The organism is Streptomyces sp. TM32 (assembly GCF_004122755.1).
Classification (GTDB): Bacteria; Actinomycetota; Actinomycetes; order Streptomycetales; family Streptomycetaceae; genus Streptomyces; species Streptomyces sioyaensis.
Genome location: NZ_SDIG01000003.1, coordinates 41,023 through 64,308, shown reverse-complemented (window position 1 = coordinate 64,308; position 23,286 = coordinate 41,023). Strand labels below are relative to the sequence as shown.

At 72.1% G+C, this 23,286-nt stretch carries 23 protein-coding genes; 15 read left to right on the top strand and 8 right to left on the bottom strand.

Going from position 1 to position 23,286, the window contains the following annotated elements:
- The first annotated feature begins 51 nt into the window (after positions 1-51).
- Positions 52-462 carry an organic hydroperoxide resistance protein gene (locus tag EST92_RS01485; protein WP_129279174.1) on the top strand — a complete coding sequence of 137 codons (411 nt, stop codon included), beginning with the start codon at positions 52-54 and terminating at the stop codon, positions 460-462.
- Positions 463-593: 131 nt separating this feature from the next.
- On the opposite strand, the gene EST92_RS01480 is transcribed toward EST92_RS01485, so the two are convergent.
- On the bottom strand, positions 594-2,309 hold the full coding sequence (locus EST92_RS01480; RefSeq protein ID WP_129279173.1) for an amidohydrolase: 1,716 nt from the start codon (positions 2,307-2,309) through the stop codon (positions 594-596).
- A 98-nt stretch (positions 2,310-2,407) separates the two neighbouring features.
- The gene (locus tag EST92_RS01475; RefSeq protein WP_254068390.1) at positions 2,408-3,937 is read right to left on the bottom strand and encodes an APC family permease; all 1,530 of its coding nucleotides are present in this window, start codon (positions 3,935-3,937) and stop codon (positions 2,408-2,410) included.
- Between the two features lie 284 nt (positions 3,938-4,221).
- On the opposite strand from EST92_RS01475, the gene EST92_RS01470 reads away from it, so the two are divergent.
- The 4 genes from EST92_RS01470 (at position 4,222) to EST92_RS01455 (ending at position 7,194) form a co-directional block, all read left to right on the top strand.
- Entirely contained in the window at positions 4,222-4,944 is a 723-nt protein-coding gene (locus tag EST92_RS01470; protein WP_129279172.1) for a helix-turn-helix domain-containing protein, read from the top strand.
- A gap of 188 nt (positions 4,945-5,132) precedes the next feature.
- The gene (locus tag EST92_RS01465) at positions 5,133-6,386 is read left to right on the top strand and encodes a PP2C family protein-serine/threonine phosphatase (protein ID WP_254068388.1); all 1,254 of its coding nucleotides are present in this window, start codon (positions 5,133-5,135) and stop codon (positions 6,384-6,386) included.
- A 338-nt stretch (positions 6,387-6,724) separates the two neighbouring features.
- Positions 6,725-6,961: a DUF6400 family protein gene (locus tag EST92_RS01460; protein ID WP_129279171.1), complete on the top strand. Its 237-nt coding sequence runs from the start codon at positions 6,725-6,727 to the stop codon at positions 6,959-6,961.
- Between the two features lie 2 nt (positions 6,962-6,963).
- Positions 6,964-7,194, top strand: a complete 231-nt coding sequence (locus tag EST92_RS01455) for a hypothetical protein (RefSeq protein ID WP_129279170.1) — start codon at positions 6,964-6,966, stop codon at positions 7,192-7,194.
- A gap of 45 nt (positions 7,195-7,239) precedes the next feature.
- Here the strand turns inward: EST92_RS01455 and EST92_RS01450 are convergent, their stop codons facing one another.
- Positions 7,240-8,130 carry a S41 family peptidase gene (locus tag EST92_RS01450; protein WP_129279169.1) on the bottom strand — a complete coding sequence of 297 codons (891 nt, stop codon included), beginning with the start codon at positions 8,128-8,130 and terminating at the stop codon, positions 7,240-7,242.
- Positions 8,131-8,264: 134 nt separating this feature from the next.
- Here EST92_RS01450 and EST92_RS01445 point away from each other — a divergent pair, with 134 nt between their 5' ends.
- Positions 8,265-9,131 (top strand): hypothetical protein, encoded by an 867-nt coding sequence (locus EST92_RS01445; protein WP_129279168.1) that lies wholly within the window; start codon positions 8,265-8,267, stop codon positions 9,129-9,131.
- A gap of 8 nt (positions 9,132-9,139) precedes the next feature.
- Here EST92_RS01445 and EST92_RS01440 read toward each other — a convergent pair whose 3' ends face one another.
- The gene (locus EST92_RS01440; RefSeq protein ID WP_254068386.1) at positions 9,140-10,012 is read right to left on the bottom strand and encodes a hypothetical protein; all 873 of its coding nucleotides are present in this window, start codon (positions 10,010-10,012) and stop codon (positions 9,140-9,142) included.
- A 258-nt stretch (positions 10,013-10,270) separates the two neighbouring features.
- Between EST92_RS01440 and EST92_RS01435 the strand changes: the two genes are divergently transcribed.
- Complete coding sequence (locus EST92_RS01435; RefSeq protein WP_129279167.1) at positions 10,271-11,113, top strand: hypothetical protein; 843 nt, start codon at positions 10,271-10,273, stop codon at positions 11,111-11,113.
- 202 nt (positions 11,114-11,315) lie between these two features.
- Here the strand turns inward: EST92_RS01435 and EST92_RS01430 are convergent, their stop codons facing one another.
- Positions 11,316-12,188, bottom strand: coding sequence for an undecaprenyl-diphosphate phosphatase (locus tag EST92_RS01430; protein ID WP_129279166.1), 873 nt, complete (start codon positions 12,186-12,188; stop codon positions 11,316-11,318).
- A 342-nt stretch (positions 12,189-12,530) separates the two neighbouring features.
- Between EST92_RS01430 and EST92_RS31485 the strand changes: the two genes are divergently transcribed.
- The 4 genes from EST92_RS31485 (at position 12,531) to EST92_RS01415 (ending at position 15,830) form a co-directional block, all read left to right on the top strand.
- Positions 12,531-12,683, top strand: a complete 153-nt coding sequence (locus EST92_RS31485; protein ID WP_174243893.1) for a hypothetical protein — start codon at positions 12,531-12,533, stop codon at positions 12,681-12,683.
- A 109-nt stretch (positions 12,684-12,792) separates the two neighbouring features.
- The gene (gene tuf / locus EST92_RS01425; protein ID WP_129279165.1) at positions 12,793-13,965 is read left to right on the top strand and encodes an elongation factor Tu; all 1,173 of its coding nucleotides are present in this window, start codon (positions 12,793-12,795) and stop codon (positions 13,963-13,965) included.
- A gap of 137 nt (positions 13,966-14,102) precedes the next feature.
- Positions 14,103-14,945, top strand: coding sequence for a patatin-like phospholipase family protein (locus EST92_RS01420; RefSeq protein ID WP_129279164.1), 843 nt, complete (start codon positions 14,103-14,105; stop codon positions 14,943-14,945).
- A gap of 30 nt (positions 14,946-14,975) precedes the next feature.
- Positions 14,976-15,830 carry a fused MFS/spermidine synthase gene (locus tag EST92_RS01415; protein WP_129279163.1) on the top strand — a complete coding sequence of 285 codons (855 nt, stop codon included), beginning with the start codon at positions 14,976-14,978 and terminating at the stop codon, positions 15,828-15,830.
- A 21-nt stretch (positions 15,831-15,851) separates the two neighbouring features.
- On the opposite strand, the gene EST92_RS01410 is transcribed toward EST92_RS01415, so the two are convergent.
- Positions 15,852-17,135, bottom strand: a complete 1,284-nt coding sequence (locus EST92_RS01410; protein ID WP_254068384.1) for an MFS transporter — start codon at positions 17,133-17,135, stop codon at positions 15,852-15,854.
- 242 nt (positions 17,136-17,377) lie between these two features.
- On the opposite strand from EST92_RS01410, the gene EST92_RS01405 reads away from it, so the two are divergent.
- Together EST92_RS01405 and EST92_RS01400 are read left to right on the top strand one after the other, a co-directional pair.
- Positions 17,378-17,833, top strand: a complete 456-nt coding sequence (locus EST92_RS01405; RefSeq protein WP_129279161.1) for a DUF4442 domain-containing protein — start codon at positions 17,378-17,380, stop codon at positions 17,831-17,833.
- A 272-nt stretch (positions 17,834-18,105) separates the two neighbouring features.
- Positions 18,106-18,756, top strand: coding sequence for a DedA family protein (locus EST92_RS01400; RefSeq protein WP_129279160.1), 651 nt, complete (start codon positions 18,106-18,108; stop codon positions 18,754-18,756).
- Positions 18,757-18,859: 103 nt separating this feature from the next.
- Here EST92_RS01400 and EST92_RS01395 read toward each other — a convergent pair whose 3' ends face one another.
- Positions 18,860-19,069 carry a hypothetical protein gene (locus EST92_RS01395; protein WP_040897791.1) on the bottom strand — a complete coding sequence of 70 codons (210 nt, stop codon included), beginning with the start codon at positions 19,067-19,069 and terminating at the stop codon, positions 18,860-18,862.
- A gap of 105 nt (positions 19,070-19,174) precedes the next feature.
- Positions 19,175-21,211, bottom strand: a complete 2,037-nt coding sequence (locus EST92_RS01390) for an AAA family ATPase (RefSeq protein WP_129279159.1) — start codon at positions 21,209-21,211, stop codon at positions 19,175-19,177.
- Between the two features lie 295 nt (positions 21,212-21,506).
- Between EST92_RS01390 and EST92_RS01385 the strand changes: the two genes are divergently transcribed.
- A complete protein-coding gene (locus EST92_RS01385; RefSeq protein WP_129279158.1) occupies positions 21,507-22,502 on the top strand; it encodes an alpha/beta hydrolase-fold protein in 996 nt (331 codons plus the stop codon).
- Between the two features lie 126 nt (positions 22,503-22,628).
- Positions 22,629-22,985: a DUF4333 domain-containing protein gene (locus EST92_RS01380; RefSeq protein ID WP_129279157.1), complete on the top strand. Its 357-nt coding sequence runs from the start codon at positions 22,629-22,631 to the stop codon at positions 22,983-22,985.
- Positions 22,986-23,286 lie beyond the last annotated feature (301 nt).

Sequence of the window (23,286 nt, the reverse complement as noted above, 5' to 3'; positions counted from 1 at the left end):
GTGCCCATCGGGCGGCCGGGAAACGGCCGCCGTGCCACGAAGGGAACCGTGATGGACGCGCTGTACACCGCTGTCGCCACCGCCAACGGCCGTGAGGGACGGGCCGTCAGCTCCGACGGCCGGATCGACCTCGACCTGGCCATGCCCCCCGAGCTCGGCGGCAACGGCGCGGGCACGAACCCGGAGCAGCTCTTCGCCGCCGGCTATGCGGCCTGCTTCGCCAGCGCGATGAGCAATGTCGGCCGCCAGATGAAGATCGACACCAAGGACGTCTCGGTCACCGCCGAGGTCTCGATCGGCAAGGACGGCACCGGCTTCGGCCTCGGCGTCGTCATGCGGGTGGAGCTGCCCGAGACCCTCGCGGGCGAGACCGGGCGGAAGCTGGTCGAGGCGACGCACGAGTTCTGCCCGTACTCCAAGGCCACCCGCGGCAACATCGACGTCGAGCTCGTCATCGAGTGAGCGGGTGAGCGGGTAGGGGCGCGGCGCACGCCGCGGGCCGGCCCCGGCGGGAGGGCGAGGTCGGTCCGCCGGGCATCCCGCAGGGGCACCGCGCACGGCCGGGGCGTGGGGCCCCGGCCGTGCCGTTTGCCTCAGGCGTCGTCGGCCGCGTACACCCGACGGCCCCCGACGAAGGTCTCCAGCACACGGGTCGCGGCGATCTCGTCCTCGGGGCCGTCGAACGGGTCGCGGTCGAGGACGGCCAGGTCGGCCAGCATGCCGGGCCGGATGGTGCCGGTGTCGTCGAGGTGGTTGGCGTAGGCGCTGCCGGCCGTGTACGCGGCGAGCGCCGCACCCAGGTCGATGCGCTGTTCGGGCAGGAAGGCCGGTGCCGAGTCCGGGGCGTCCGGGGTCCGGCGGTTGGCCGCGACATGCAGCGCGGCGATCGGGTCGGGGGAGCTGACCGGCCAGTCGCTGCCTGCCGCGAGGGTGGCGCCCGAGCGCAGCAGATCGCCGAACGGGTACTGCCAGGCGGCCCGTTGGGCGCCCAGGAAGGGGATCGTCAGCTCGTCCATCTGCGGTTCGTGGGCCGCCCAGAGCGCCTGGATGTTCGCGGTCGCGCCGAGCCGGCGGAAGCGCGGTACGTCCTCGGGGTGGACCACCTGGAGATGCGCGAGGTGCGGCCGGGTGTCGGTCCGGCCGTTCGTCCGCCGAGCCGCCTCCACCGCGTCCAGCGCCTCGCGTACCGCCCGGTCGCCCAGGGCGTGGAAGTGCACCTGGAAGCCTTCCGCGTCCAGGCGGGTGACGTAGGTGCGCAGCTCAGCGGGGTCGATGAAGGAGATGCCGCTGTTGCCGGAGGCGCAGCCGCAGGCGGTGAGGTAGGGGCTGAGCATGGCGGCCGTGTGGTTCTCGGCGATCCCGTCCTGCATGATCTTGACGCTGGTCGCCTGCAGCCGTCCGCCCGTCAACTCCGCCCGCCGGGCCAGCAGTTCGGGGATCTGCTCCACTCCGCGGTCCCGCTCCCACCACAGTGCCCCCCGCACCCGTGCGGTGAGCTTCCCCTCGCTGCGGGCGGCCACGTAGGCGGGAGTGACGTCGGACATCCCCGGAGCGTGGCCCAGCATCGCGTCCTGCCAGGCGGTCACCCCGTACCCGTGCAGCAGACGCTGCGCCCTGAGCAGGCCGGCGGTCCGCTCGGCGAGGGTGGGTTCCGGCACCAGGTCACCCACCAGCCCCATGGCCCCCTCCTGCAGCATGCCGGTCGGGCGGCCGTCGGCGTCCCGCTCGATGCGCCCGTCGGCCGGGTCCGGCGTACCGGCGGTGATCCCGGCCCGCTCCAGTGCGCAGCTGTTGGCCCAGGCGCCGTGGTGATCACGGTTGACGAGGAACACCGGGCGGTCGGGGACGAGCTCGTCCAGGAACTCCCGGGTCGGCATCCCGCCGGGGAACGCCTCCAGGGACCAGCCGCCGCCCGTCACCCACGGAGCCTGTGGATGCGCTGCCGCATACGCGCTGATCAGCTCGCGGTACGCCGCGGCGGTCTCCGCCGCGCTCAGATCGCACAGCGCCAACTCCAGCCCGCCGCCGACCGGATGGACATGGGCGTCCTGGAAGCCGGGGATCAGCAGCTTGCCGCCCAGATCGACGACCTCCGTACGGGGCCCGATCAGTTCGCGCACCGCCGTGTCGTGCCCGACGGCGATGATCCGGTCTCCGCGGACCGCCACCGCGCTCGCCCGGGTCCGCGCGGAGTCGACGGTGTGCACGGGGCCGGAGCGGAAGACGAGGTCGGCGCGGTGGTCACGGTGGGATCCGGTGGAGGCGGTGTCCGGCCCGGGTTCGGGGTGCACGGTGGTGCTGAGATCCATGAGGTTGCTGCTCCAGTGGTGTGGGGTGTGTGGTGCGGTCGTCGCAGGGGTGCGGGCGGGGGCCGTGCGGGCGGTGTGGTCTCCACGGGGCGCGGCGGTCAGCTCTCCACGGGGCGCGGCAGCGGGCCGCCGGCGTCCCCGTCCATCGGCAGGGTGAGCGCGTCGGCGTCCGTCCCCTGCCCGGTGCGGAAGTACGGGGCGCGGCGCACCCACTTGGCCCAGGCGGCGGTGGCCAGGCCCAGCAGGATGAACAGCGCGGGGAGCAGCAGCATGAACCAGCCGTTGTCCGGACTGGCCTCGAAGTGGTCGCTCATGGTCGCGTAGTCCCAGACGAGGTAACCACCGAGCCCGAAAAGGGTCAGCGCGCTCGCCGCCGGGACGACCACGTCCCGTAGCGCGCGCACCACCCCGTCACGCAGGCTGCTGCGGAAGCGCACCGCGCAGGCGAGCGCGGTCAGCCCGTAGTAGAGGGCCACTGTCAGGCCGATGGAGTTGACCGCGGTGAGGATCATGTCGTTGAGCTTGGGGATACCGACCGCAAGCACGGCCAGCAGCGCCGCGAGCGCCATGATCACGAGGGTGCCGACGGCGGGCGAGCCGTAGCGCGGATGCACGCGCTGCCACACCGGGCCCAGCGTCCGGTCGCGGGCCATCGCCAACGCGCCCCGGGCCGTGGGGATCACGCTCGACTGGAGCGAGGCGAAGGCGGAGCACATCAGGGCCGCCAGGGGCAGTGAGGCCCAGGGTTCCGGTGCCAGGGAGCTGCCGAGGAAGGTCAGTGCCTGCGGACCGTTGTGCATGAGTTCGCCGGTGCTCATCACCCGCTGGAACGCGAGCGCACCGATCAGGAACAGCCCCAGCATCACCACCAGCGCGATCAGACCGCCGCGGGCCGCGTCGGAGGCGTTGCGGGTCTCCTCGTTGACGCTGAACGCGGCATCCCAGCCCCAGTAGATGAAGACCGCGATCACCATCCCCTGGGCCAGCGCCTGCGGTGAGCCGATGTCGAAGGGGTTGAGCCAGGACAGCGAGAACGGCTGGTCGCCGATGTAGAGGGCGTAGCCGCAGAAGACCACCAGCACCGCGTACTCGAAGACCAGCAGCCACATCTGCAGCCGTGTCGCGGCCTGCACGCCGGTGATGGCGGTGACCGTGACGACGACCAGCGCGACCAGGCCGACGGCGGTGCTGATGCCGGTCGAGGACGGATCCAGCCGGAGCCCCCACAGACTGTGCAGGCCGAGCTTGTTGAGGAACTGGAGCACGACGGAGCCGGTCACCGCCCCCGTGTACGCCATGAAGATCACGTTACCGATCAGCACCACCCACCCGGTCAGAAAGCCGGGCCAGGGGCCGATGGACCGGCCCACCCAGGTGTAGCCGCTGCCGCAGTTCGGCTCGGTGCGATTGAGTCGCGCGTACGACAGGGCGATACCGAGGATGGGGAGGAAGGCGAGCAGCAACAGGGCGGGCGTCTGGCGCCCGGCGTACGCGGCCAGCGAGCCCATCCCGATGCCGATGCTGGTGGTGGCGGCGGTGCTCGACGCGGCGATGGCCACGCCGTCCTTCACCCCCAGCGAGCGGCGCATTCTCGGCTGGCCGGGGTCCTGCTGCACGGGGGAAGGCATGGCACTCACTCCTTGGACGGGCTGCCCGGACCGGACGTGGTGCCGGGCCAGGGGGGAGGTGCGGGCGTGGCGGGGCAGGGCGGCACGGGCCGGGCCCGGGATCAGGGCCTGGCCGCGTCGTGGAAAGAGAGGTGCGGTGCGGGGTACGGCACCGCGGCGATCCGTGTATGTCCGCCGATGAAACCGTCCGTTCATCCTTGTGTCAACGGTGTTGACATAACCTGGTGATTTACTGGCCCGCACGGGGCCCGGGGGCGGGCGACGGAGCACTGTGGAGGACCTGCGTGACGGAGAGCGAGCGCGTACCGGCCGAGCGCAAGCGGCGCCGGCCGACCAGTTCGGGAGTGGTCCTGTCCGCCGATCTCATCGTCGACGCCGCCTGTGAACTGATCGACGCCCAGGGCGCGCAGGCCTTCACCGTGCGCAAGCTCGGCGCAGCCCTCGGCGCCGATCCCTCCGCCGTCTACCGCTACTTCCGCAACACCGAGGACCTGCTGCTGGCGCTGGCCGACCGGCTCATCGGCGAGTCCATGGCCGGCTTCGGACCCAGCGGAGACTGGGCCGCCGACCTGCGCGAGCTGGGCCTGCGCGCCTACCGTTCCGCGCTGCGCCATCCGCAGATCGCCGTGTTCAGCACGGTGCGGGTCACGGGCCGGCCCCATGAGCAGCGCGCGGTCGACACGGGCGTGGGCCTGCTGCTCCAGGCGGGCTTCGACGAGGCCACCGCCGTCCGCCACTACCACGCGCTCGTGGACACCGCCCTCGGCCATGCGGCCCTGGACGCCGGTGTGTTGCGGCTGGCACCCGCCCAGCGCGCGGCGGACGAGCAGGCCTGGCAGGCGCAGTACGGCAGCCTGCCCGCTGACGAGTACCCGAGCCTGCACCGCGTACGGGAGCATCTCCCCCTCATGGCGGGCTCGGCCGTCGAGCGCGCGCTCGATCTGCTCGTCGCGGCGATGCGGCGGGAGGCGGCGGAGCAGGGGGAGGCTTCGGAGCGCGGGGAGTAGAGGGGGCTGCGGAGCGAGCCTGTCGGGCGTGGCTGTCGGGGGCGGCCTGAGGACGGCGGGGTGAGGAAGCGGGGCGACGGGTTGGCCGGGGGAGGAGAGTGAAAGGGAGGGGCGAAGGGCCGCCACAGGAGGCGGCACCCCGATGGGGCGATCCGGGCATTCAGCCCTCCCGGGTGCAAGCATGAGGCATGCCCTTCCAACGGCTGCCGCAGCTACAGGGACGACGGGAGCTCAGCCACGTCCTGGTGCTGATCCCGATCGGGCTCATCGTGGCGGTCTGCACGATCGATGTCCTCTCGCCGCCCCAGATCCATCTGGGGCCGCTGCTGGTCGCGGCGCCCACGCTCACCGCGGCCTTCGCCGGGCCCGGGCTGACGGCGGCGATCGGTGCCCTGGCGGTGGCCGGCCAGGTGTTCATCGGTATTGCGCGCCATGTGCTGTTCACCGAGAATCTCGAAACCCAGATCGCCGCGCTGATCGTCGTCTCCGCACTGGTCGTGGTCTTCACCGTCGCGCGCGACCGTGGCGAGCGGCGTCTCACGCAGAGCCGCTCGGTGGCCGCCGTCGCCCAGCAGGTTCTGCTCAGACCGCTGCCCGCGCGCAGCGGCCCCTTGGAGATCGCCTCCTTCTACCTGGCCGCCGAGGAGGAGGCGGAGATGGGCGGCGATCTGTTCGCGGCGGCGCGCACCACCACCAGTACCCGGCTGATCATCGGGGACGTCCGGGGCAAGGGAGCCCCCGCCTACAGCCACGCGGCCCTTCTCCTCGGCGCCTTCCGGGCCGCCGCCCACCGTCAGGCCACCCTGCCCAAGCTGGCCATTCACCTCGACGGCGCCGTGCGCTGGGACAGCAGCCAGTGGGACCACGCGCCGGACGCCGCGCCGGCGCCCGGTGCCGCTCCCGACCCGCAGGACCGCCCCGTCCCCGGAGCCGCGGATCCCCTTCCCGAGCCCGCCGGCGGCTCGGGCCTCGACACCGACGAGACCTTCGCGACCGTTCTGCTGCTGGATGCCCCCGACCACTGGCCCGTGCTGCGCACCATCAATTGCGGCCACCCGCCCGCGCTGCTGCTGCGCGACGGACGGGCCCTCACCCTGCACTCGGAGCGGACCGCCCTGCCGATCGGGCTCGGCGGCCTGACCGGCGCCCCCGGCTACGAAGTCGAGACGTTCCCCTTCGAGGCCGGGGATCTGCTGCTGCTCTACACGGACGGCGTGACCGAGGCCCGCGACGGCACGGGGGAGTTCTACCCACTGGCCGAGCGCGCGGGTGCCTGGAGCGGCTGCAGCCCACGGCAAGCGCTGCGGCTGCTGCGCGCGGATCTGCTGGCGCACACCCACGGCCGGCTGGGCGACGACGCCGCAGCGGTCGCGGTCCGACGCCTCCCGACCGGGTCGCCGCCCGCCGGGTTGCCGCCCACAGGGCGGCCGGACGGGCCCTGAGGCCACGCCGCGGTGGCCCGGCCGATACGGCGACCGCCACGGCCGCGATGAATTCGCGCAAGCCTCGCATTACCGAACATCTCCGGCATGACGCAGCCGCCATCTCGCGCGGGAATTCTGCCGCGCCCTTCCTCTCCGCTTCCCCTCCCTTTCCTCCGCCGCGCTTTCCCTGCCGCCACACTTCTCCCTTCCCTCTGTGTATTCAATTCCTCGCGCTGAGCCACCAACCATTCCGCATTCCGGACGTTTTCCGGGTGCCTCCAGGCTGACGCTTCCTCAGTGCCGCCTCGCTTGATAAACACGTCCGAATCATCCGCAAGTGGCATGGGACGCGCACCATGATCGACCGCAACACCCCGGACCAGCACATAGTCGAGTTCGACCTCACCGCACACGAGGCCCGGCGGCGCACCGAAGTCGTCGCGGCGCTGGGTGACGGCTGGGACCCCCTCGCGGTGATGGAGGGCGAGGCCGACGCCTACCGGCTCCTCTACTCGGACCTGGACGCGGAGCAGCAGGCCACCTACGACATGCTGGTCTCCGCCGGAGTGCTGCCGGGCCCCGGACGGGCCTGAGCATGCTGCCGCTCGATCCCACCGCCGACATCGGCCGCCGGGCCTGGGTGCCGTGCCCCGGCTGCCAGGACCACCAGGACTGCGGCACCTGCCTCGACGGCCGCACCTGTGAGGACCACTGGCGCTACCTCCTGTCGAACAAGGGCAGTGTGCTGCATCTGCAGTGCCCCAACTGCACCCATCTGTGGGCCTGGCAGTCCGGATTCGGAGCAGGCGGCCGCACCGACGGCTGACGACAGAACGCCACCGGTCGCCCCCGCATCGCCCCCCACCGGCCGCTACGCCTGCCGTTCCAGTGCCTCCTTGTACGCCACCTCGAATGCCGTGTCGGCCGGTACGTCGCGATCCGGCCGCACGCCGACGCCCTCCCAGTTGGTGCCCGTGACGGCATTGGTGGTCCGGGCCGTGGGCACGGTGACCGTGATGTGCTCCGTCACCGGATACCGGTCGGTGGGGTGCGCCCCGCCGCGGGTCGTCTCCCCGATCACCTCCGCGCGCTCGTACGCCTGCAGGGTGTACGCCACGTCCTCCCCGCCCGAGAAGGTGGTCGCGCTGGTGAGGACGTACACCGGACGGTAGAGATAACGCGGCGCGGGCAGGTGCGAGAGGGTCCAGTACTGCCGGGTGGAGTCGGTGGAGCGCTCGTAGAAGTCATTGAGGTGCACCTGATCGTCGGGGAAGAAATAGCTGCACCACATCGCGGCTCCCGCGGGCGAGCCGCCCCGGCACTCCCGCAGATCGAGAAGGAGAGCCCGGCTGTGCGCGACCAGCTCCATGGCCGCACCGATCGCGCGGGCACCTTCCCCGGCGTCGGCCATCCACCGGACGTCCAGATAGCCGATATTGCCGTCGAGCTGCTCGCAGCGGCGGATGCCCTGGTTCTCGGCCCGCATCAGTGCGAGGAAGGCCGCCCGGCCCGCGTCCTCCTCCGAGGACCCGGTGGCCCGGGGCTCGTCCTGCCACAGCAGTCTGAGGTGCTTGTCCGGGCAGACCTCCTGCAGATGCGCGGTCACCGCCGCGCAGAACGCGGCACCGCTCAGCGCGTCATACGCACCGGACGCCAGCCGGGCGCGGATCGCCTGATCGACCTCCACGGCGCGCTGGGGGAAGACATAGCCCGTCACTATCCGGTCCAGGGCGAGGTCGATGATCTGTGCGTGGGTGGTCATGGCTGCTGATCCTCTCTACGGGGCGGGTGCGTCATCCCGCCCGGCCGCCACTCCCGGGCCGGGCTCGTCCGACGGGGGTGGCAACGGCGGTGCATGCGGTGCGCCGGGCCTCCGGCAGCGGTAGCGTGCCGGGCATGGAGCTGCACGCACGATCGCTTTGGCTGCTGACCGAGCCGCTGCATGCGGTCTGCTACTTCGACGACCACTGCCGCGGTATGGGCAAGGACCTGGGCCTCAAGGGCTTCTGGATGGGGTATTTCGCGGCCCGCACGGCTCCCATGGGAGCCCTGGAACCCGCCGCGGCCACTGCCGTCCTCGGGGTCTTCGCACCGGGGATGGTCGCCCGGGCGCTGCCCGCGGCCTGGAGCATCGTCAGCCCGGCTCACGTCCTCGACGAGCGGGGCAGCCGTGCGGCCCGGGCACTGCGCGGGATCGACCCCGAACTGGAGGGCCGCGCCGCCGAGCTGCTGCCCCCGCTCCAGGCGATCGTCGACGACGCACCGGGCACCGCACGTCCGCTGTTCGCCGCCAACCGCGCGCTGTGCGACCACGCCGATCCCGTCGAGCGCCTGTGGCAACTGGTCACCGCCGTAAGAGAGTTCCGAGGCGATGCGCACCTCGCCGTACTCGCCGATGAGGGGCTCGACGGATGCGAGGCGCTCGTCCTGGCCGCCGCGTCCGGCCGCGTCCCCGGGGACACCATGCGGCAGGACCGCGGCTGGAGCGAGGAGGAGTGGGCCGCCGCGGCGGACCGGCTGCGTGCCCGTGACCTCGTGGACGCACGCGGCGACGCGACCGAACACGGCAGGAGGGAACGGGAACGCATCGAGGCAGCCACCGACCGGCTGGCCGGCCGGCTGCTGCGCTCGCTGCCCGAGGCGCAGACCGCGGCGATGCTGCACTCGCTGGAACCCGTGGTCCGCCGCATCCTGGCCGCGGAGGTGCTCCCCTTCCCCAACCCGATCGGCCTGCCACACCTCGATGAGCCCGTGCCGCACTGAGGTGTCCGTCAGGAGGAGTGCGGCAGTATGCCGCCCTCCTTCAGCTTTCGCTCCAGGTCCACCGTGTCCGAAGCCGGCGGCGCCTGGACCGTGACCGGCTTGTTGACGTCGGAGAACCGGATGGTCAGGTCCAGCGGCCCCTGGGCCGTCTGCGCACGCTCCCGGAACTTCACGGTCCGGTCATCGGGACCGATCCACATGTCGAGTTGCAGCTTCCGCACCCCGAGCTGCCGGTACTGCTCCACCACCTTCTTGCGGCGCGTGGCGTCCAGGGCGCTCTTGGGCGCCCGCTTCGTGAGCAGATCCGCCACCTCCACCGCGCCCGCGTAGTGCGTCGTCCGCACGCCGTCGACGGTCTCCTCGCCGACCTTCGTGACGTCACCGGACTGCGGAAGCAACGACGCCTGCGCCGCCGGGTCCTGGTCGGCCTGCCGCTGCATCCCCCCGAATCCACCGGCCCCCTTGCCCTTCATGGCGAACCTGATCCAGTGCTTGCCGTCCATCTCGGCGGCCGCGGCCGAGCCCCCGCCGAGATAGACCGAGTCCCCGACGAGCCGCACCGAGAACTCGTGCCTCTGCTCGCCCTTGGCGGCCTGCATCCGCATATCGACGGCCCGCGGGCGGAGGCTGAACGACACCTTGCCCTCGACGGTTCCCTGGCCCGGGAGGCTGCCGGAGAGGCGATACGACGCGGAGTTGAGCCGGGCGCCCTTGTTGACGGCCTTCTGCACGGCGGCGACCGGTGCGGCGCGGAAGCCCTCCGGCGCGGAGCGGTGCGCGGACGGGCCCGGGGACGCCGTGCATGCCGCCGTGCCACACAACACGGCGCCGGTCAGCAACGTCCCCACGACGCGGAACGAAGTACGGGAAATACGAGTCATGGCCCCCCCATGAACACACGGACATATGGAAATGCGACTGATCGAGACAGTAGCGCACGGCACCGACAATCCACTTGGTGTCTCAGCGCAGCCGTGTGGCCAGGGCATATGAGATCAAGAGAGGCGGGGAGCGGCCCGGAGCCGCGCGCCCGGGGTGATTTTCATCTGGTGGTTCGATGGGTGCTTTGGGGTGTTTTATTTAGTCAGATCGGGACACCAGCGCGGGCGAGGCGTTGAATAAGTATGGATCCTAGAGAGTTGTGGGACCGCAACGCCGTGCTGGCTGAAGCGTTTTGTCTTGGCGACGAGCGTGTGCGTGAGGCGCAGGCCAGACTTGACGAGGCGCAGGCCGACCGGTCACGGGTGCTGGCGGCGTTTGCCGTGACGGTGGGCAGTACCGGCGCGGTGGCCGGCCTGTTCGGTTTGAACGAGCGGGAAGTGCGCATCGCCCGGCGCACGGTGGGCAAGGACGACGCCCGCGCCGTCGCCGAAGAACTGCTGGCGGCCTCGACCCCTGCCGCGGTACCGCGGGAGTCCGAGGAGACGCCGCCGGCGCCCGAGGCAGCTGCGGAATATCCCCACCAGAACTCCTCTGCCGGAACGCGTCCCACCGGTCCGGCCCGCGAGAGTGGCGGCCCGGGCGCAGCGGAACAGAGCTGGTCGCCGGCGATGGACGCGGTGCTCATCGGGAGTTGGCAGACCGGGGTGGATTTGCGCGAACTCGCCACCGAATTCGGGCTCGATCTCACCCGCCTGGTGACCCGGGCCCAACAGCTCTCCGCCCAGGGGCGGTTTTATCCGGGGCCGGTCGAGACCCATGCGGGACGCCATCGGCGCGGCCCCGGCGATGTCCATGAAGCCGAATACACCATTCCCGCACAGCAGACGGCCGCCTCCTGGAATTCCGCGCCCTCGGCGCACCCGATGGCATCCGCCTGGCACACGGGCGCGATGCCGACCGGGGAGTCCGTCCCGGACAACATGGCCGCCCTCGCCTCCGAATGGGACAACACCCTCGCCCCGTGGGGAACCCTCGCGCCCTCGCACGAGGACTCCGTGGCGTCCCATCAGCCCTGGGCCCAATACCACCTCAGTTCCTGACCGTCCGATGAGTTTGCGACGCGTACGTACGCCGCCTCGAAGGCCGTGACCGGCCGTGCCAGGGGCGGCGGGTCCCCGCCCGGCCACCCCGGGCGGGGACGACGCCCGTGTCCGGGGGATCAGCTAGTCGCCCGATAGGCGCCACGCGGCTCGGGTTCGCCGTGGGGGCGCACACCCTGTCCGGCTCCGGAACCCGATGGCCTCACCCCGCCGTCTCCCCCGCATGCGGCGTCAGCACCCCGGCCGCTACCAGGGCGAACAGGGCTATGCCCAGCAGGATGCGGTAGATCACGAACGGCATGAAGCTCTTGTGGGAGATGAACTTCATGAACCACGCGATCACGGCGTAGCCGACGACGAAGGCGATGACCGTGGCGAAGACGGTGGGGCCCCAGGCGACATGTCCCTCTCCGGCGTCCTTGAGCTCGAAGACGCCGGAGGCCAGTACGGCCGGAATGGCGAGCAGGAAGGAATAACGGGCCGCGGATTCGCGGGTGTAGCCCATCAGCAGGCCGCCGCTGATCGTCGCGCCGGAGCGGGAGACGCCGGGGACGAGGGCCATGGCCTGGCAGGCGCCGTACAGCAGGCCGTCCTTGACGCTGAGGTCGGTGAGGGTCTTGCGCTGCTTGGCGGCGCGGTGCCGGCCGCCGGTCTCGTCGCGGGCGGCCAGCCGGTCGGCGATGCCCAGGACCACACCCATCACGATGAGGGTGGTGGCGATCAGCCGCAGATCGCGGAACGGGCCCTCGACGGCGTCCTTGAGGGTGATGCCCAGGACGCCGATCGGTATGGAGCCGACGATGACCAGCCAGCCCATCTGGGCGTCGTGCTCGTGCCGCAGCTCGCGCTGGAACAGGGACCGGGCCCAGGTCGAGATGATCCGCCCGATGTCCTTGCGGAAGTAGATGATGACGGCCGCTTCGGTGCCGATCTGGGTGATGGCGGTGAACGCGGCGCCGGGGTCGTGCCAGCCGGCGAACGCCGCGGTCAGCCGGAGATGGGCACTGGACGAGATGGGAAGAAACTCGGTCAACCCTTGGACGAGTCCGAGCACGAATGATTCAAACCAAGTCATGGAAAATACGCTATCCAAGGGTGATCAGGCGCTGACCTGCGCGAGATGTGAAAAAGCGGACAGTGGCGGCGGATGTGGATCATCGCCGATCGGGGGCAGCGTAACGTCCGAAGATGTCCGGATGGCCAAAGGGTGCTGGCCCCGGCACGCCTGCCGGATGGCGGCTCCCGCGCCGTGCGCCCTCGGCCGGTTCCGCGGTCAGCTGCGGCGCAGCGCCTTGCGCTTGCACCACGCCACCGCCGGCGCCCCCGACTCGGGGCGTTGAGCAATGCCCGGGCCCGGCCGTGGCTTTGCCGGTTAAATCGTTCGACGCCGGTGCGGGCGCCCGGCACGATAGGGCGCATGATCCGGCACGCCTTCCTCGCGCTCCCGTCCGCAGTCGCGGACGAGCAGAAGGCTGCCGTCGCACTCCTCGCGGCCGTCGCCGCAGCGGATGATGCCACCGCCACCGCCGCCGTCGCAGCGGCCGTGCCGGCCGACGGCGCACGAAGCTGACCCTCTCCGGATCGTCCGGCGGACCCCGCAGGGGGAGGGTCGGCCGGTCTCCGGGGTCCCCACGGCGCCAAGTCGCCGTCCTCACCGCATTGTTGCGAGGAAGAACACCATGCCCAAGACGGCATACGTGCGCACCAAGCCGCACCTGAACATCGGCACCATGGGCCATGTCGACCACGGCAAGACCACGCTGACCGCGGCCATCACCAAGGTCCTCAGCGACCGGGGGAGCGGCACGTTCGTACCGTTCGACCGCATCGACCGGGCCCCGGAGGAGGCCGCCCGCGGGATCACCATCAACATCTCGCACGTCGAGTACGAGACCGGCACCCGGCACTACGCCCACGTCGACATGCCCGGTCACGCCGACTTCATCAAGAACATGGTGACCGGCGCGGCGCAGCTCGACGGGGCGATCCTCGTCGTCTCCGCGCTCGACGGGATCATGCCGCAGACCGCCGAACATGTGCTGCTCGCCAAGCAAGTGGGCGTCCGGCACCTCGTCGTGGCCCTCAACAAGGCCGACGCCGGCGACCCGGAGCTCACCGACCTGGTGGAGCTGGAGGTGCGCGAACTGCTGAGCGCGCACGGTTACGACGGGGAGCACGTACCCGTCGTACGGGTCTCGGGGCTGCGTGCCCTGGAGGGCGACCCGCGCTGGACGGCGGCGATCGACGCGCTGCTGGACGCCGTGGACGCCTGTGTTCCGATGCCCGAGCGGTATGTGGACGCGCCCTTCCTGCTGCCGGTGGAGAACGTCCTGTCCATCACCGGGCGCGGCACGGTCGTCACCGGAGCCGTGGAGCGCGGCAGGGTGCAGGTCGGCGACCGGGTGGCGGTGCTGGGCGCGGGGACCGAGACGACCGTCACCGGGCTGGAGACGTTCGGCAAGCCCATGGCCTCCGCCGAGGCCGGGGACAACGTCGCCCTGCTGCTGCGCGGACTCCACCGCGACCAGGTGCGCCGCGGGCACGTGGTCGCCGCGCCCGGCAGCGTCACCCCGCGGCGCCGTTTCACCGCCGACCTCTATGTGCTCTCCACCGAGGAGGGCGGCCGCCGTACGCCGCTGTCCACCGGCTACCGGCCGCAGTTCTACCTCCGCACCGCGGACGTGGTCGGCGACCTCGACCTCGGCGAGCGGGGCATCGCCCGCCCCGGCGAGACGGTGACGGTCTCGGTCGAGCTGGGCCGTGAGGTGCCGCTGGAGACGGGCCTGGGCTTCGCCGTCCGGGAGGGCGGCCGGACCATCGGCGCGGGGACGGTGCGCACCGTCGAGGAGTGAAGAAGCGCAGGTCAGCGACTGTGTCCGGCACCGTCACGGGTGCCGGGCACAGCCGCCCCTGTCCCGGGGGCACGGGGAGTGCGACACTGCACGCCCGGAGGAACGGCTGCGCACACACGGATGACGAGGGTGACCTGATGGCGGGAACGGCACTGGTCCTGGGCGGTGGAGGGCTCACCGGCATCGGCTGGGAGATCGGTGTACTGGCCGGTCTCGCCGAGGCGGGCATCGGTCTCGCCGACGCCGACGTCGTCATCGGCACCTCCGCCGGATCGATCGTCGGTGCCCACCTCACCTCCCGGCAGCTGCCCATGGAGGAGATGTACGAGCGCCAGCTCGCCGTGCCCGCGTCCCGCTCGGCGGAGCGGATGGGCCCGGCCGCCCTGGCCCGGTTCGCGACCATCGCGCTGCGCTCCCGGGACGTCGAGTCCTTCGGCGTACGGATGGGGAAGCTGGCCCTCGCGGCCCGTACCGTCCCGGAGGAGGCCCAGCGGACGGTGATCGCCCGGACCCTGGACGTGGCCGACTGGCCGGCCCGCCGGCTGGTGATCACGGCGGTGAACGCGGCCACGGGGGAGCGGACCGCCTTCGACCACACCAGCGGTGTGCGGCTGCTCGACGCCGTGGGCGCGAGCTGCGCGGTCCCCGGTGTCTATCCGCCGGTCACCATCGACGGCACGCGCTGGATCGACGGCGGGGTGCACTCCAGCGCCAACGCGGATCTGGCCGCCGGCTGCGACCGGGTGGTCGTCGTCGCGCCGATGGCGGCCTCCGGCGGGCCGATCGCCGGACCGCGGGCCCAGGGCGCACAACTGGCGCGCCAGGGGGCCCGGGTGTGCGTGATCACTCCTGACCGCGCGGCCAGGTCGGCGTTCGGCCGCAATGTCCTGGACCCCACCAGGCGCGCGGACGCGGCCCGCGCCGGGCGCCGACAGGCCGTCTCTCATGTGGCGGAGATCCGGCAGGTCTGGCCGGACTGACCGCCCCGCCCGCACCGGCACAATGGGACGGTGGACGAAGCACCCGAGCCGATACCCGTCACCCGGACCGTGGACTGCGGCACCGCCAAGCTGCTGCCGGACGTCGACCGTCCCCGGGCCTGGCTGCTCACGGTGGACGGCGCACCGCAGTCGTACGTGGACCTCGATACCCCGCTGCACCTGGAATTCGAGTACGTGCGCCGGGTGGCCTTCGTCCTGGACGAGGCGGCCGCCCCGGGGCAGCCGCTGGATGTGCTGCACCTGGGGGGCGGGGCGCTGACCCTGCCCCGCTATCTCGCCGCCACCCGGCCGCACTCCCGGCAGGACGTCGTCGAGGCCGACCGCGCACTGCTCGCCCTGGTGGACGAGCATCTGCCGCTGCCCGACAACTGCGGCATCACGCTGCATGCCGACGATGCCCGTACGGCGCTGGAAGCGGCACCGGAGAGCAGCGCCGATGTGATCGTGGCGGACGTCTTCGGCGGCTCGCGGGTGCCGGCCCAGCTCACCTCGGTCGACTACGCGCGGGCCGCCGCCCGGGTGCTGCGCGAGGACGGCTGCTACGCCGCGAACCTCGCGGACAGCGCGCCGTTCGGCTTTCTCCGTGGCCAACTCGCCAATTTCGCCACGGTCTTCGAGCATCTGGCGCTGATCGCGGAGCCCTCGGTGCTGCGCGGCCGCCGCTTCGGGAACGCCGTGCTGCTCGCCTCGCGCAGGCCGCTCCCCGTCGCCGCGCTGGCTCGGCGGGCGGCCGGTGATGCCTTCCCGGCCCGGGTCGAGCACGGCGCGGCGGTGCGGCGGTTGATCGCGGACGCGGTACCCGTACGCGATGCCGAGGCGGTGGCGTCCCCGGTGCCGCCGGGCGGCGCGTTCAGTGTCGGCTGAGCGCCCGGCCGGAGACGGGACTCACGGCGTCCCCGACGTCTGCGGGTCCGCCGCACCGGCCGCACGGGAGTCCGTCCCCCCGGCCACGGGCTCCGGTTTCGGGCGCCGGGTCAGCTGCCGCACGCCGGGAACGCACAGCACCGCCGCCGTCAGCAGCACGATCAGCCCCGAAGCGCCCCACAGCGCCGCCCGCCTGCCGATGAGGTCCTGGACGGGGCCGGCCAGCGCGGTGGCCACCGGGACCAGGGCCACGGACCCCAGCCAGTCGTAGGACGAGACCCGGGAGAACTTGTCCTCGGGAATCTCCTGGTGCAGCGCCATCATCCAGGTCACCGAGAAGACCTCGATCGCGACCCCGGTACCGAACATGACCACGGTGAGCCCGGCCGTGGGGAGCGGTACGGCGAGCGCGGCGGACGGGAGGGCGAGGGGGAAGACACACAGCGCACCGGTCAGCAGGAGGCGGTGCGGTCGGAGCCGGGTCATCATCAGCGCGCCGCCCGCCGTCCCCACACCGAAGGCGGCCAATGCCAGTCCCCATGGGCCGGGGCCGCCCAGGTGCTCTGCGGCGACCAGCGGCCCGTAGACCGCCTCGGCGGCCGCGACCACCGCGTTGACGAGGGAGAACTGCAGGACCACGGCCCACAGCCAGGGCCGGGAGACGACCTCCTGCCAGCCCTCCCGCAGGTCGTGCAGCATGCCGCCGCCGGCCGCCCGCCGGGGAACTCCGCTGACGTCGAGGAAGGCCCGCAGCGCCGCCGCGAGCGCGAACGAGGCGGAGTCGACGGCCAGCACCCAGCCGGGGCCGACCGCGGCGACCAGGGCGCCGCCGAGCGCCGCGCCACCGATGTTCGCGCCGTTCACGCCCATCCGGAACACCGCGAAGGCGCGCCCGGCCTGTTCGCCGGAGACGCTGGCGAGCACCATGCCCTCGGAGGCCGGCGCGAAGAACGCCTGCCCGGTGCCGCCGAGGGCGGCCAGCAGCGCCATCTGCCACAGCCGCGGCTCCCCGGTCAGGACGAGCAGCGCGAACAGGCCCTGGGAGACACAGTTGAGGGCGTTCGCGGCGACCATCACACGATGCCGCGGGAGTCGGTCGGCGACCGCGCCGCCGACCAGCAGGAAGACGACCAGCGGGACCGTACGGGCGGCCGCGACCAGGCCGACATCGGTGGCGCTGCCGCCGGCGGCGAGTACCGCGAAGGCGGTCGCGATCAGTGCGCCGGAGCTGCCGAGGTTCGCGATCACCGTGGCGCCGGTGAGCAGCAGATAGTTGCGTCCCGCCCACGCGGGACGGGCTCTCACCAAGGCCGGATGTCCGGAGTGGATGCGGCGGTGGACGGCATGCGGCGCGGGAAGGCGGGCGTTCGGTGCCCGCGGAGTGCCGGATACCTCACCGTCGTGCGTCCGCGCGGTTGTTGTCCTGTCCCCATGGGCGCTCACGATAGGCCGGGCGGGGAGCCGGCCGCACCAGGATTGTCGCCGGGCGGGACGCCGGGTCGCGCCGGCCCTTCACACCTAAGCTACTGCTAGGTAACATGTCGCCCATGTCCTCCGAGCCCCTGCCGTCGATCGGCGAAATGATGGCGGCATCCGTGCCGATGGTCCGCACGCTGAACCTCGAGTTCACCGAGACCACCGCCGAGCGTGCCGTGGTCCGCATGCCCGACCAGTCCGACTTCCACAACCACGTCGGCGGCCCGCACGCCGGCGCGATGTTCACCCTCGCCGAGTCCGCGAGCGGTGCCATCGTGATGACCGCCTTCGGTGACCAGCTCGGCCGCGCGGTGCCGCTGGCGGTGCGCGCCGAGATCGGCTACAAGAAGCTCGCCATGGGACCGGTCACCGCCACCGCGGAGCTGGGCCGGCCGGTCGCCGAAGTGGTCGCCGAGCTCGACGCCGGCGGCCGCCCGGAATTCCCGGTGAACATCGCCATTACCCGCGAGGACGGCGCCGTGACCGGTGAGATGAGCATCGTCTGGACCCTGCGCCCCAACAAGTGAGCCGCTTCACCGGGTGAATCGCTGCACAGCCGAGTTCTCCCCCGGCCCGCCGTGTCACCGCCCGGCGGGCCGTCGTCGTACCGGGGCGGGCATCTCGCCCGGATCGGGCCGGGCGGAGGATGCCGCCCACCGCAGGAGGTATCGGCCCCAGGGTGGCTCGATCGAGTACGCTTCCCGGGGCGCGCCCAGGCGTGTCAGGGGATCGAGCGGTCACGGTGTCAGGGCATCGGGCCACGGCCCACGGGGGCCCTACACCAGCGGAGGAACCGGTTTTGCACATCCAGGAGTGGCTCGAGACCGTACCGGCCGTGAGCGTCTACCTCCTGGTGGGGGTGGTCATCGGACTGGAGAGCCTCGGCATTCCGCTGCCCGGTGAGATCGTCCTCGTCAGCGCCTCGATCCTCGCGGCGACCCAGGATCACATCAACCCGTTCGTGCTGGGCGCCTGCGCGTCCATCGGCGCGATCCTCGGTGACTCCGCCGGCTATCTGATCGGACGCAAGGGCGGCCAGCCGCTGTTGCATTGGGCCGGCCGGAAGTTCCCCAAGCACTTCGGTCCCGACCATGTCGCCATGGCCGAGGAGAAGTTCGACAAGTGGGGGATGTGGGCGGTCTTCTTCGGCCGCTTCATCGCGCTGCTGCGCATCTTCGCCGGCCCGCTCGCCGGCGTCCTGCGGATGCCGTACTGGAAGTTCCTGATCGCGAACGTCCTCGGCGGCATCGTCTGGGCCGGCGGTACGACCGCGCTGATCTACAGCGTGGGAATCGTCGCCGAGCCGTGGCTCAAGCGGTTCTCGTTCTGGGGCCTGGGTGCCGCGGTGCTGTTCGGCATCGGCTCGTTCTACGTCATGAAGCGCCGGGCGAAGAAGGCGGCCGCCGCCCGCGAGGCGAAGGAGACCGCGGTCGCCGCACCGGTCGACTGACCGCCGCACCGGTCGGTGTGGCTCTCCTGCCCGGCGGCGCGGCCGGACGCTGCGGTGGCCCAACTCGATTGATCCGTCGGGCCGGTGCCGCAACGGTGGCGGGTCAGGGCATCAGCCAGACGTCCGGTCCGCCGTCGCGCCATTCGAAGACGCCGGTGTCGTCCCAGACGAACTTCGCGGTGCCGAAACCCGCCCGGCGCAGTATCGCGGCCACATCGCCGGGGCGCAGTGCGCGGCCCAGATCCTGTCCGTAGAGCGTCACACGGCGCCCGCCCGTACAGGGCGGATGCACGATCACGGGGGCACGCTTCATATCCTCAGCATGCGACCGGGCCGCCGCCCCCGCATCCCGAACGTGTCCGGAACGTCACCCAGCGTGCCCACGTCGGGCCGGTCGTACGCCGTGCGTCCCGGCCGCTCAGGACCGCGCCCGCAGCCGTGAGAAGAACGGCCGGGACCGTGCGCCGGAGCCGCCGCGCTGCCACCAGGGTTCCTGCGCGTCCCGGTCCGGCGGCGGGGCGCCGGTGCGTAGTTGGTGCCGCAGTCCGGCCAGCAGCGTACGGGCCCCCGCGATGGACAGCGGGTCGCCGACGAGCCGTTTGGCCGCCAGGGCCTTACGGCAGGCCCGCAGGGCCGCCTCCGGTTCCCCATGGGCGCGTTCGGTCATGGCCAGTGCGTACAGGACCGTCGAGTGGAGCCAGAAATCGCCGTCGGAGTGCCGGGCCTCCCAGGCCCGGTGGGCCGCCGTCCTGGCCCGCCGGGCGTCGAGCGACGACAGGGCGATGGCGAGCAGCGCCCCGCTGTGGGCGGGCCCCGGGCCGAACCACGGATCCAGGGAGCGGTGCCGGGAGGCGTCCTCCAGACAGGCCACGGCCGCCGCGAGGTCCCCGCGGTACAGCGCCAGCACCCCGTGCGCATGCGCGATCCGGGCCAGCCCGTCGCTGTCCGCATGCATCACGGCCGCCGTCCATGCCTGGTCGAGCAGCGCCCCGGCGGCGGGCGAGTCTTCCTGCGCCGCCAGATACCCGGCCAGCCAGAGGGCCCGGGCCCGCAACGCGGTGTCGTCGGGGGAGAGCAGCAGCAGCCGGTCCAGATGCGCCCGCCCCTCACGACGGAAGCCGCAGGCCGCCCAGTGGAACCACAGCGACACCGCGATCTCCAGCGCGCCGAGCGCGTCCTCCGCGTCCAGCGGCGGCCGGGTCAGCGCCGCCTCGAAGTTGGCCTGTTCGTCCTCCACCAGCCCCACGGCGAGCTGCTGGTCCGGGCCCTGCCAGGCGATCTGGGCCTCGGCCGCGAGCGCCGCACAGGCCTGCCGGAACCGCCTGAGCGCCCCGGCCTCCTCGCCCGCCTCGCGCAGTTGTGTCCGCCCGAAGTCGCGGGCGGCGCGGGGGAGTCGGTAGCGCGGCGGCAGCGCGGCGCCGGTGTCCTCGTGGACGCCTCCCGCATCCCGTACGCGCTCGACGACCGAGGCCGTACGAAGCCGTTCCAGGGCGCCCTCGACCGCGGCCGCAGGAACGTCACTGCTGGCACAGACGCATGAGGCGAGCCAGGGATCGAAATCGCCGGGAAGCACCGAGAGCCGCGCCCACACCTGCCGGTCCACAGGCGAGCAGAGGGCGTAGCCCGCGGCCTGCGCGGCGTAGAGCGAGGTGTGCCGCACGGTCGCCGCCGGCCCCGCGTAGAACAGCGGACCGTCCGTGCCCACCTGCGCTGCGAGCTGCGACAGCGACATCCGGTCCAGTTGCCGCGCGGCCAGCCCGATCGCCAGCGGCGAGCCCTCCAGGGCCTGGCACACCGCGACCAGCAGCTCCGGCGCGGCGGTTCCGGTCCGTGCGGCCAGCAGCTCGACGGCCGGTCCGGCGATCCCCTCGCCCAGCGTCACCGGGAGCGGCGCGATCTGGACGACCCGCTCCTCGGCCAGCCCCAGCGGGCCCCGCGCGGTCGCCACGATCCGCAGCGCCGGGTCGGCCCGCCACAGCCGCCGGACGAGCCGTGCGCACGCATCGCGCTGTGGGTCGCAGTCGTCCAGCAGCACGATCGCCCGGCGTCGCCGGCAGTACGCGGTGAGCGCCGCGAGGGGGTCCGCCGTGGCATCCGCCCGGTGGGCCGCGCCGGGCGGTGCGCCGGCGCCGGGGTGGGCAAGGGGCACAGCGGGAGGCCGTGCGGTGTCCTGGCCGTTCTTGCCGGTGTCGTGGGCCGGTTCCGCCGCGCGGAGCAGGGCCTCGGCCGGCCCGCCCCTGGCCGCGCCGTCCCAGCAGCCGACCCGGAGGACCGTGCCGTCATGGCGGGCGGTGTGTTCCTCCAGGACGGCGCGGGCCAGCACGCTCTTGCCGACCCCCGCGGCGCCGGTGAGCGTCACCAGCCGGGCGCTGTCCAGCAGTCCGGACAACTGCTCGTGCTCCACCGCGCGTCCCACGACGCCGGGCAGTGGCCGGAGGTCGGCCCACGTGGTCATCAGTCATCCCCCACATCGGCACAGCGCCGCACCCTTGCGAACTGGGAACCCACGATGCCAGAACCGACCGTCCGGTAAACAAGCCAAAGGCCTATCGAACGGGGGAAACCCGGTCGGCCCAATTGACGTACCGGGGCGCCCTCTTGAGGTCTCAGGGCCGCGGACTGCCAGGTCACGGCGGCTGTGGGCGGCGCCGGGCGGACTCCGGACGATCTTGGAGTGGTGACCTTCGACCGGTGCCTTGCTGGCAGCGTGGTGCCCGCGGCCGGACCGAGCATCCAAGGAGAACGTCCCGATGAAGTGCCTGCGTGTGCGTGCGGCGGTGAGCGTGGTGGTTCTGGCGCTGCTGGCCGGCTGCGGCACCGACCGGGACCTCGTCGACGCCTCCCGCGTGCCGCGGTTGCGGGCCCGCCCCGCGGACGCCAACAACGGCCGGCCGCGCACGGTGCCGCCGCGCGGACCGCGCTCCTCCTTCACCCCGTTCCGGACGACCGGGAACGACGGCACCCAGGTCGTGCGGACGACGTGGCACGGCCGTACGTCCGGCTTCACCGGCGACATCTGGGCCTGGGTGCCGCCCGAGTACCACCGGCCCCGGTACGCCAGGAGCGGCTTCCCCGTGCTGATCGCGCTGCCCGGTTCCTACGGCTATCCGTTCAACTACTGGGCAGGGGAGCCCTTTTCGCTGGAGGAGCGGATCGCGGAGTGGTCGCGGCAGGGCAAGACGCTGCCGTTCATCCTGGTGATGCCGGTGCTCAATCCGGGCACGAAGTACTACGACGGCAGCGACATCCCGGGGCAGCCGAAGATGGGCAGCTGGCTCACCCGGGACGTGCCGGACTTCGCCCGGGCCAACTTCCGTACGTACGACAGCCGTGACGGCTGGGCCTTCATGGGCTCCTCGTCCGGTGGCTTCGCCGCTCTGAAGGCCGTCCTCAAGGAGCCGCAGAAGTTCAAGGCGGCCATCGTCAACGGCCCTGACACGGCGCCGGATTCGCCGATGTGGCGGGGACATCCGGCCGAGATGCGGGACAACGACCCACGCCACCTGGCGCGGCAACTGGCCGCACGGAAGAGCCCGGACGTCTATCTGGCGTTCGAGCTGGGCAGCAAGGAGGCGGCGGTGCCGGACGTGAAGCGCTTCATCGCGGACCACACCGGCGGCCCGATCCACTCCACCCTCTTCGAGATACCGAACGGTGTGCACAGCGGCCACACCTACATCCAGCGGATGCCCGAATCGCTGCACTGGATCAGCGAGCGGATGCAGGGCCCGGTGCCGTCCGCCTGACCCTGTCGCCTGGCTGGCCGCACCGCGGGCGACCCATGTTGCCGACTCCCGGCAACCGGCCAGAATTGTTCCTGATCCGGCCGTGCCGCGGCCGGATCACGGTGTGTATCCGCGGGAAGGAGAGTCGTGCGCACACTGCGAGCGGCCGGCCTGGCGCTGGTCGGTACGGCCCTGCTGGCGGGGAGCCTCACGGCCGGCAACCAGTGGCTGCGGGACCGGGACGCGACCAGCGAGGTGAAGGGGACGACCGATGCCGTCCCCCGCGACGAGGTCGCCCGCTCGATCTCGGGCCATCTGTCGCTTCCGGTGATCCCCAAGGGGCCGCGCTCGGTCGACTGCGTGCGGGATCTGCGTGCCGTCAAGGGGGCGCGGACCCGGTGCACGGCCCACTACCTGCGCGGGACCGACCGCGAGATGACCGTCCGCGTCGTCCGGGTCCGTGGTGGCGAGATCACCTACGTCCACGACGCCCCGCACCGCTGAGTCCTGCTGATCGGTCCCGTCATTGCGTTCGCGACGTCGCAGGACAGCGTGCCAAGGGAGCGTCAGGAAGCGGCCGATCGCACAGCACCGGATCCGGCGGTAGGGTCCAATGTCCCGAAACCCAGCCTTTGTTGAATCTCCTTCAGATGAGGAACTGTTCAGATAGCGGTTGGACGATGGTCGTTGTCGTGATGCTAAGATCATCACACTTGCCAACGGGTTGACCACCTGCTAAGGCAGGAAAGAAATTCCGCGCATTGGCCTATGAAAACTGCCACCCCGGGAGAAATATGCCATTAGC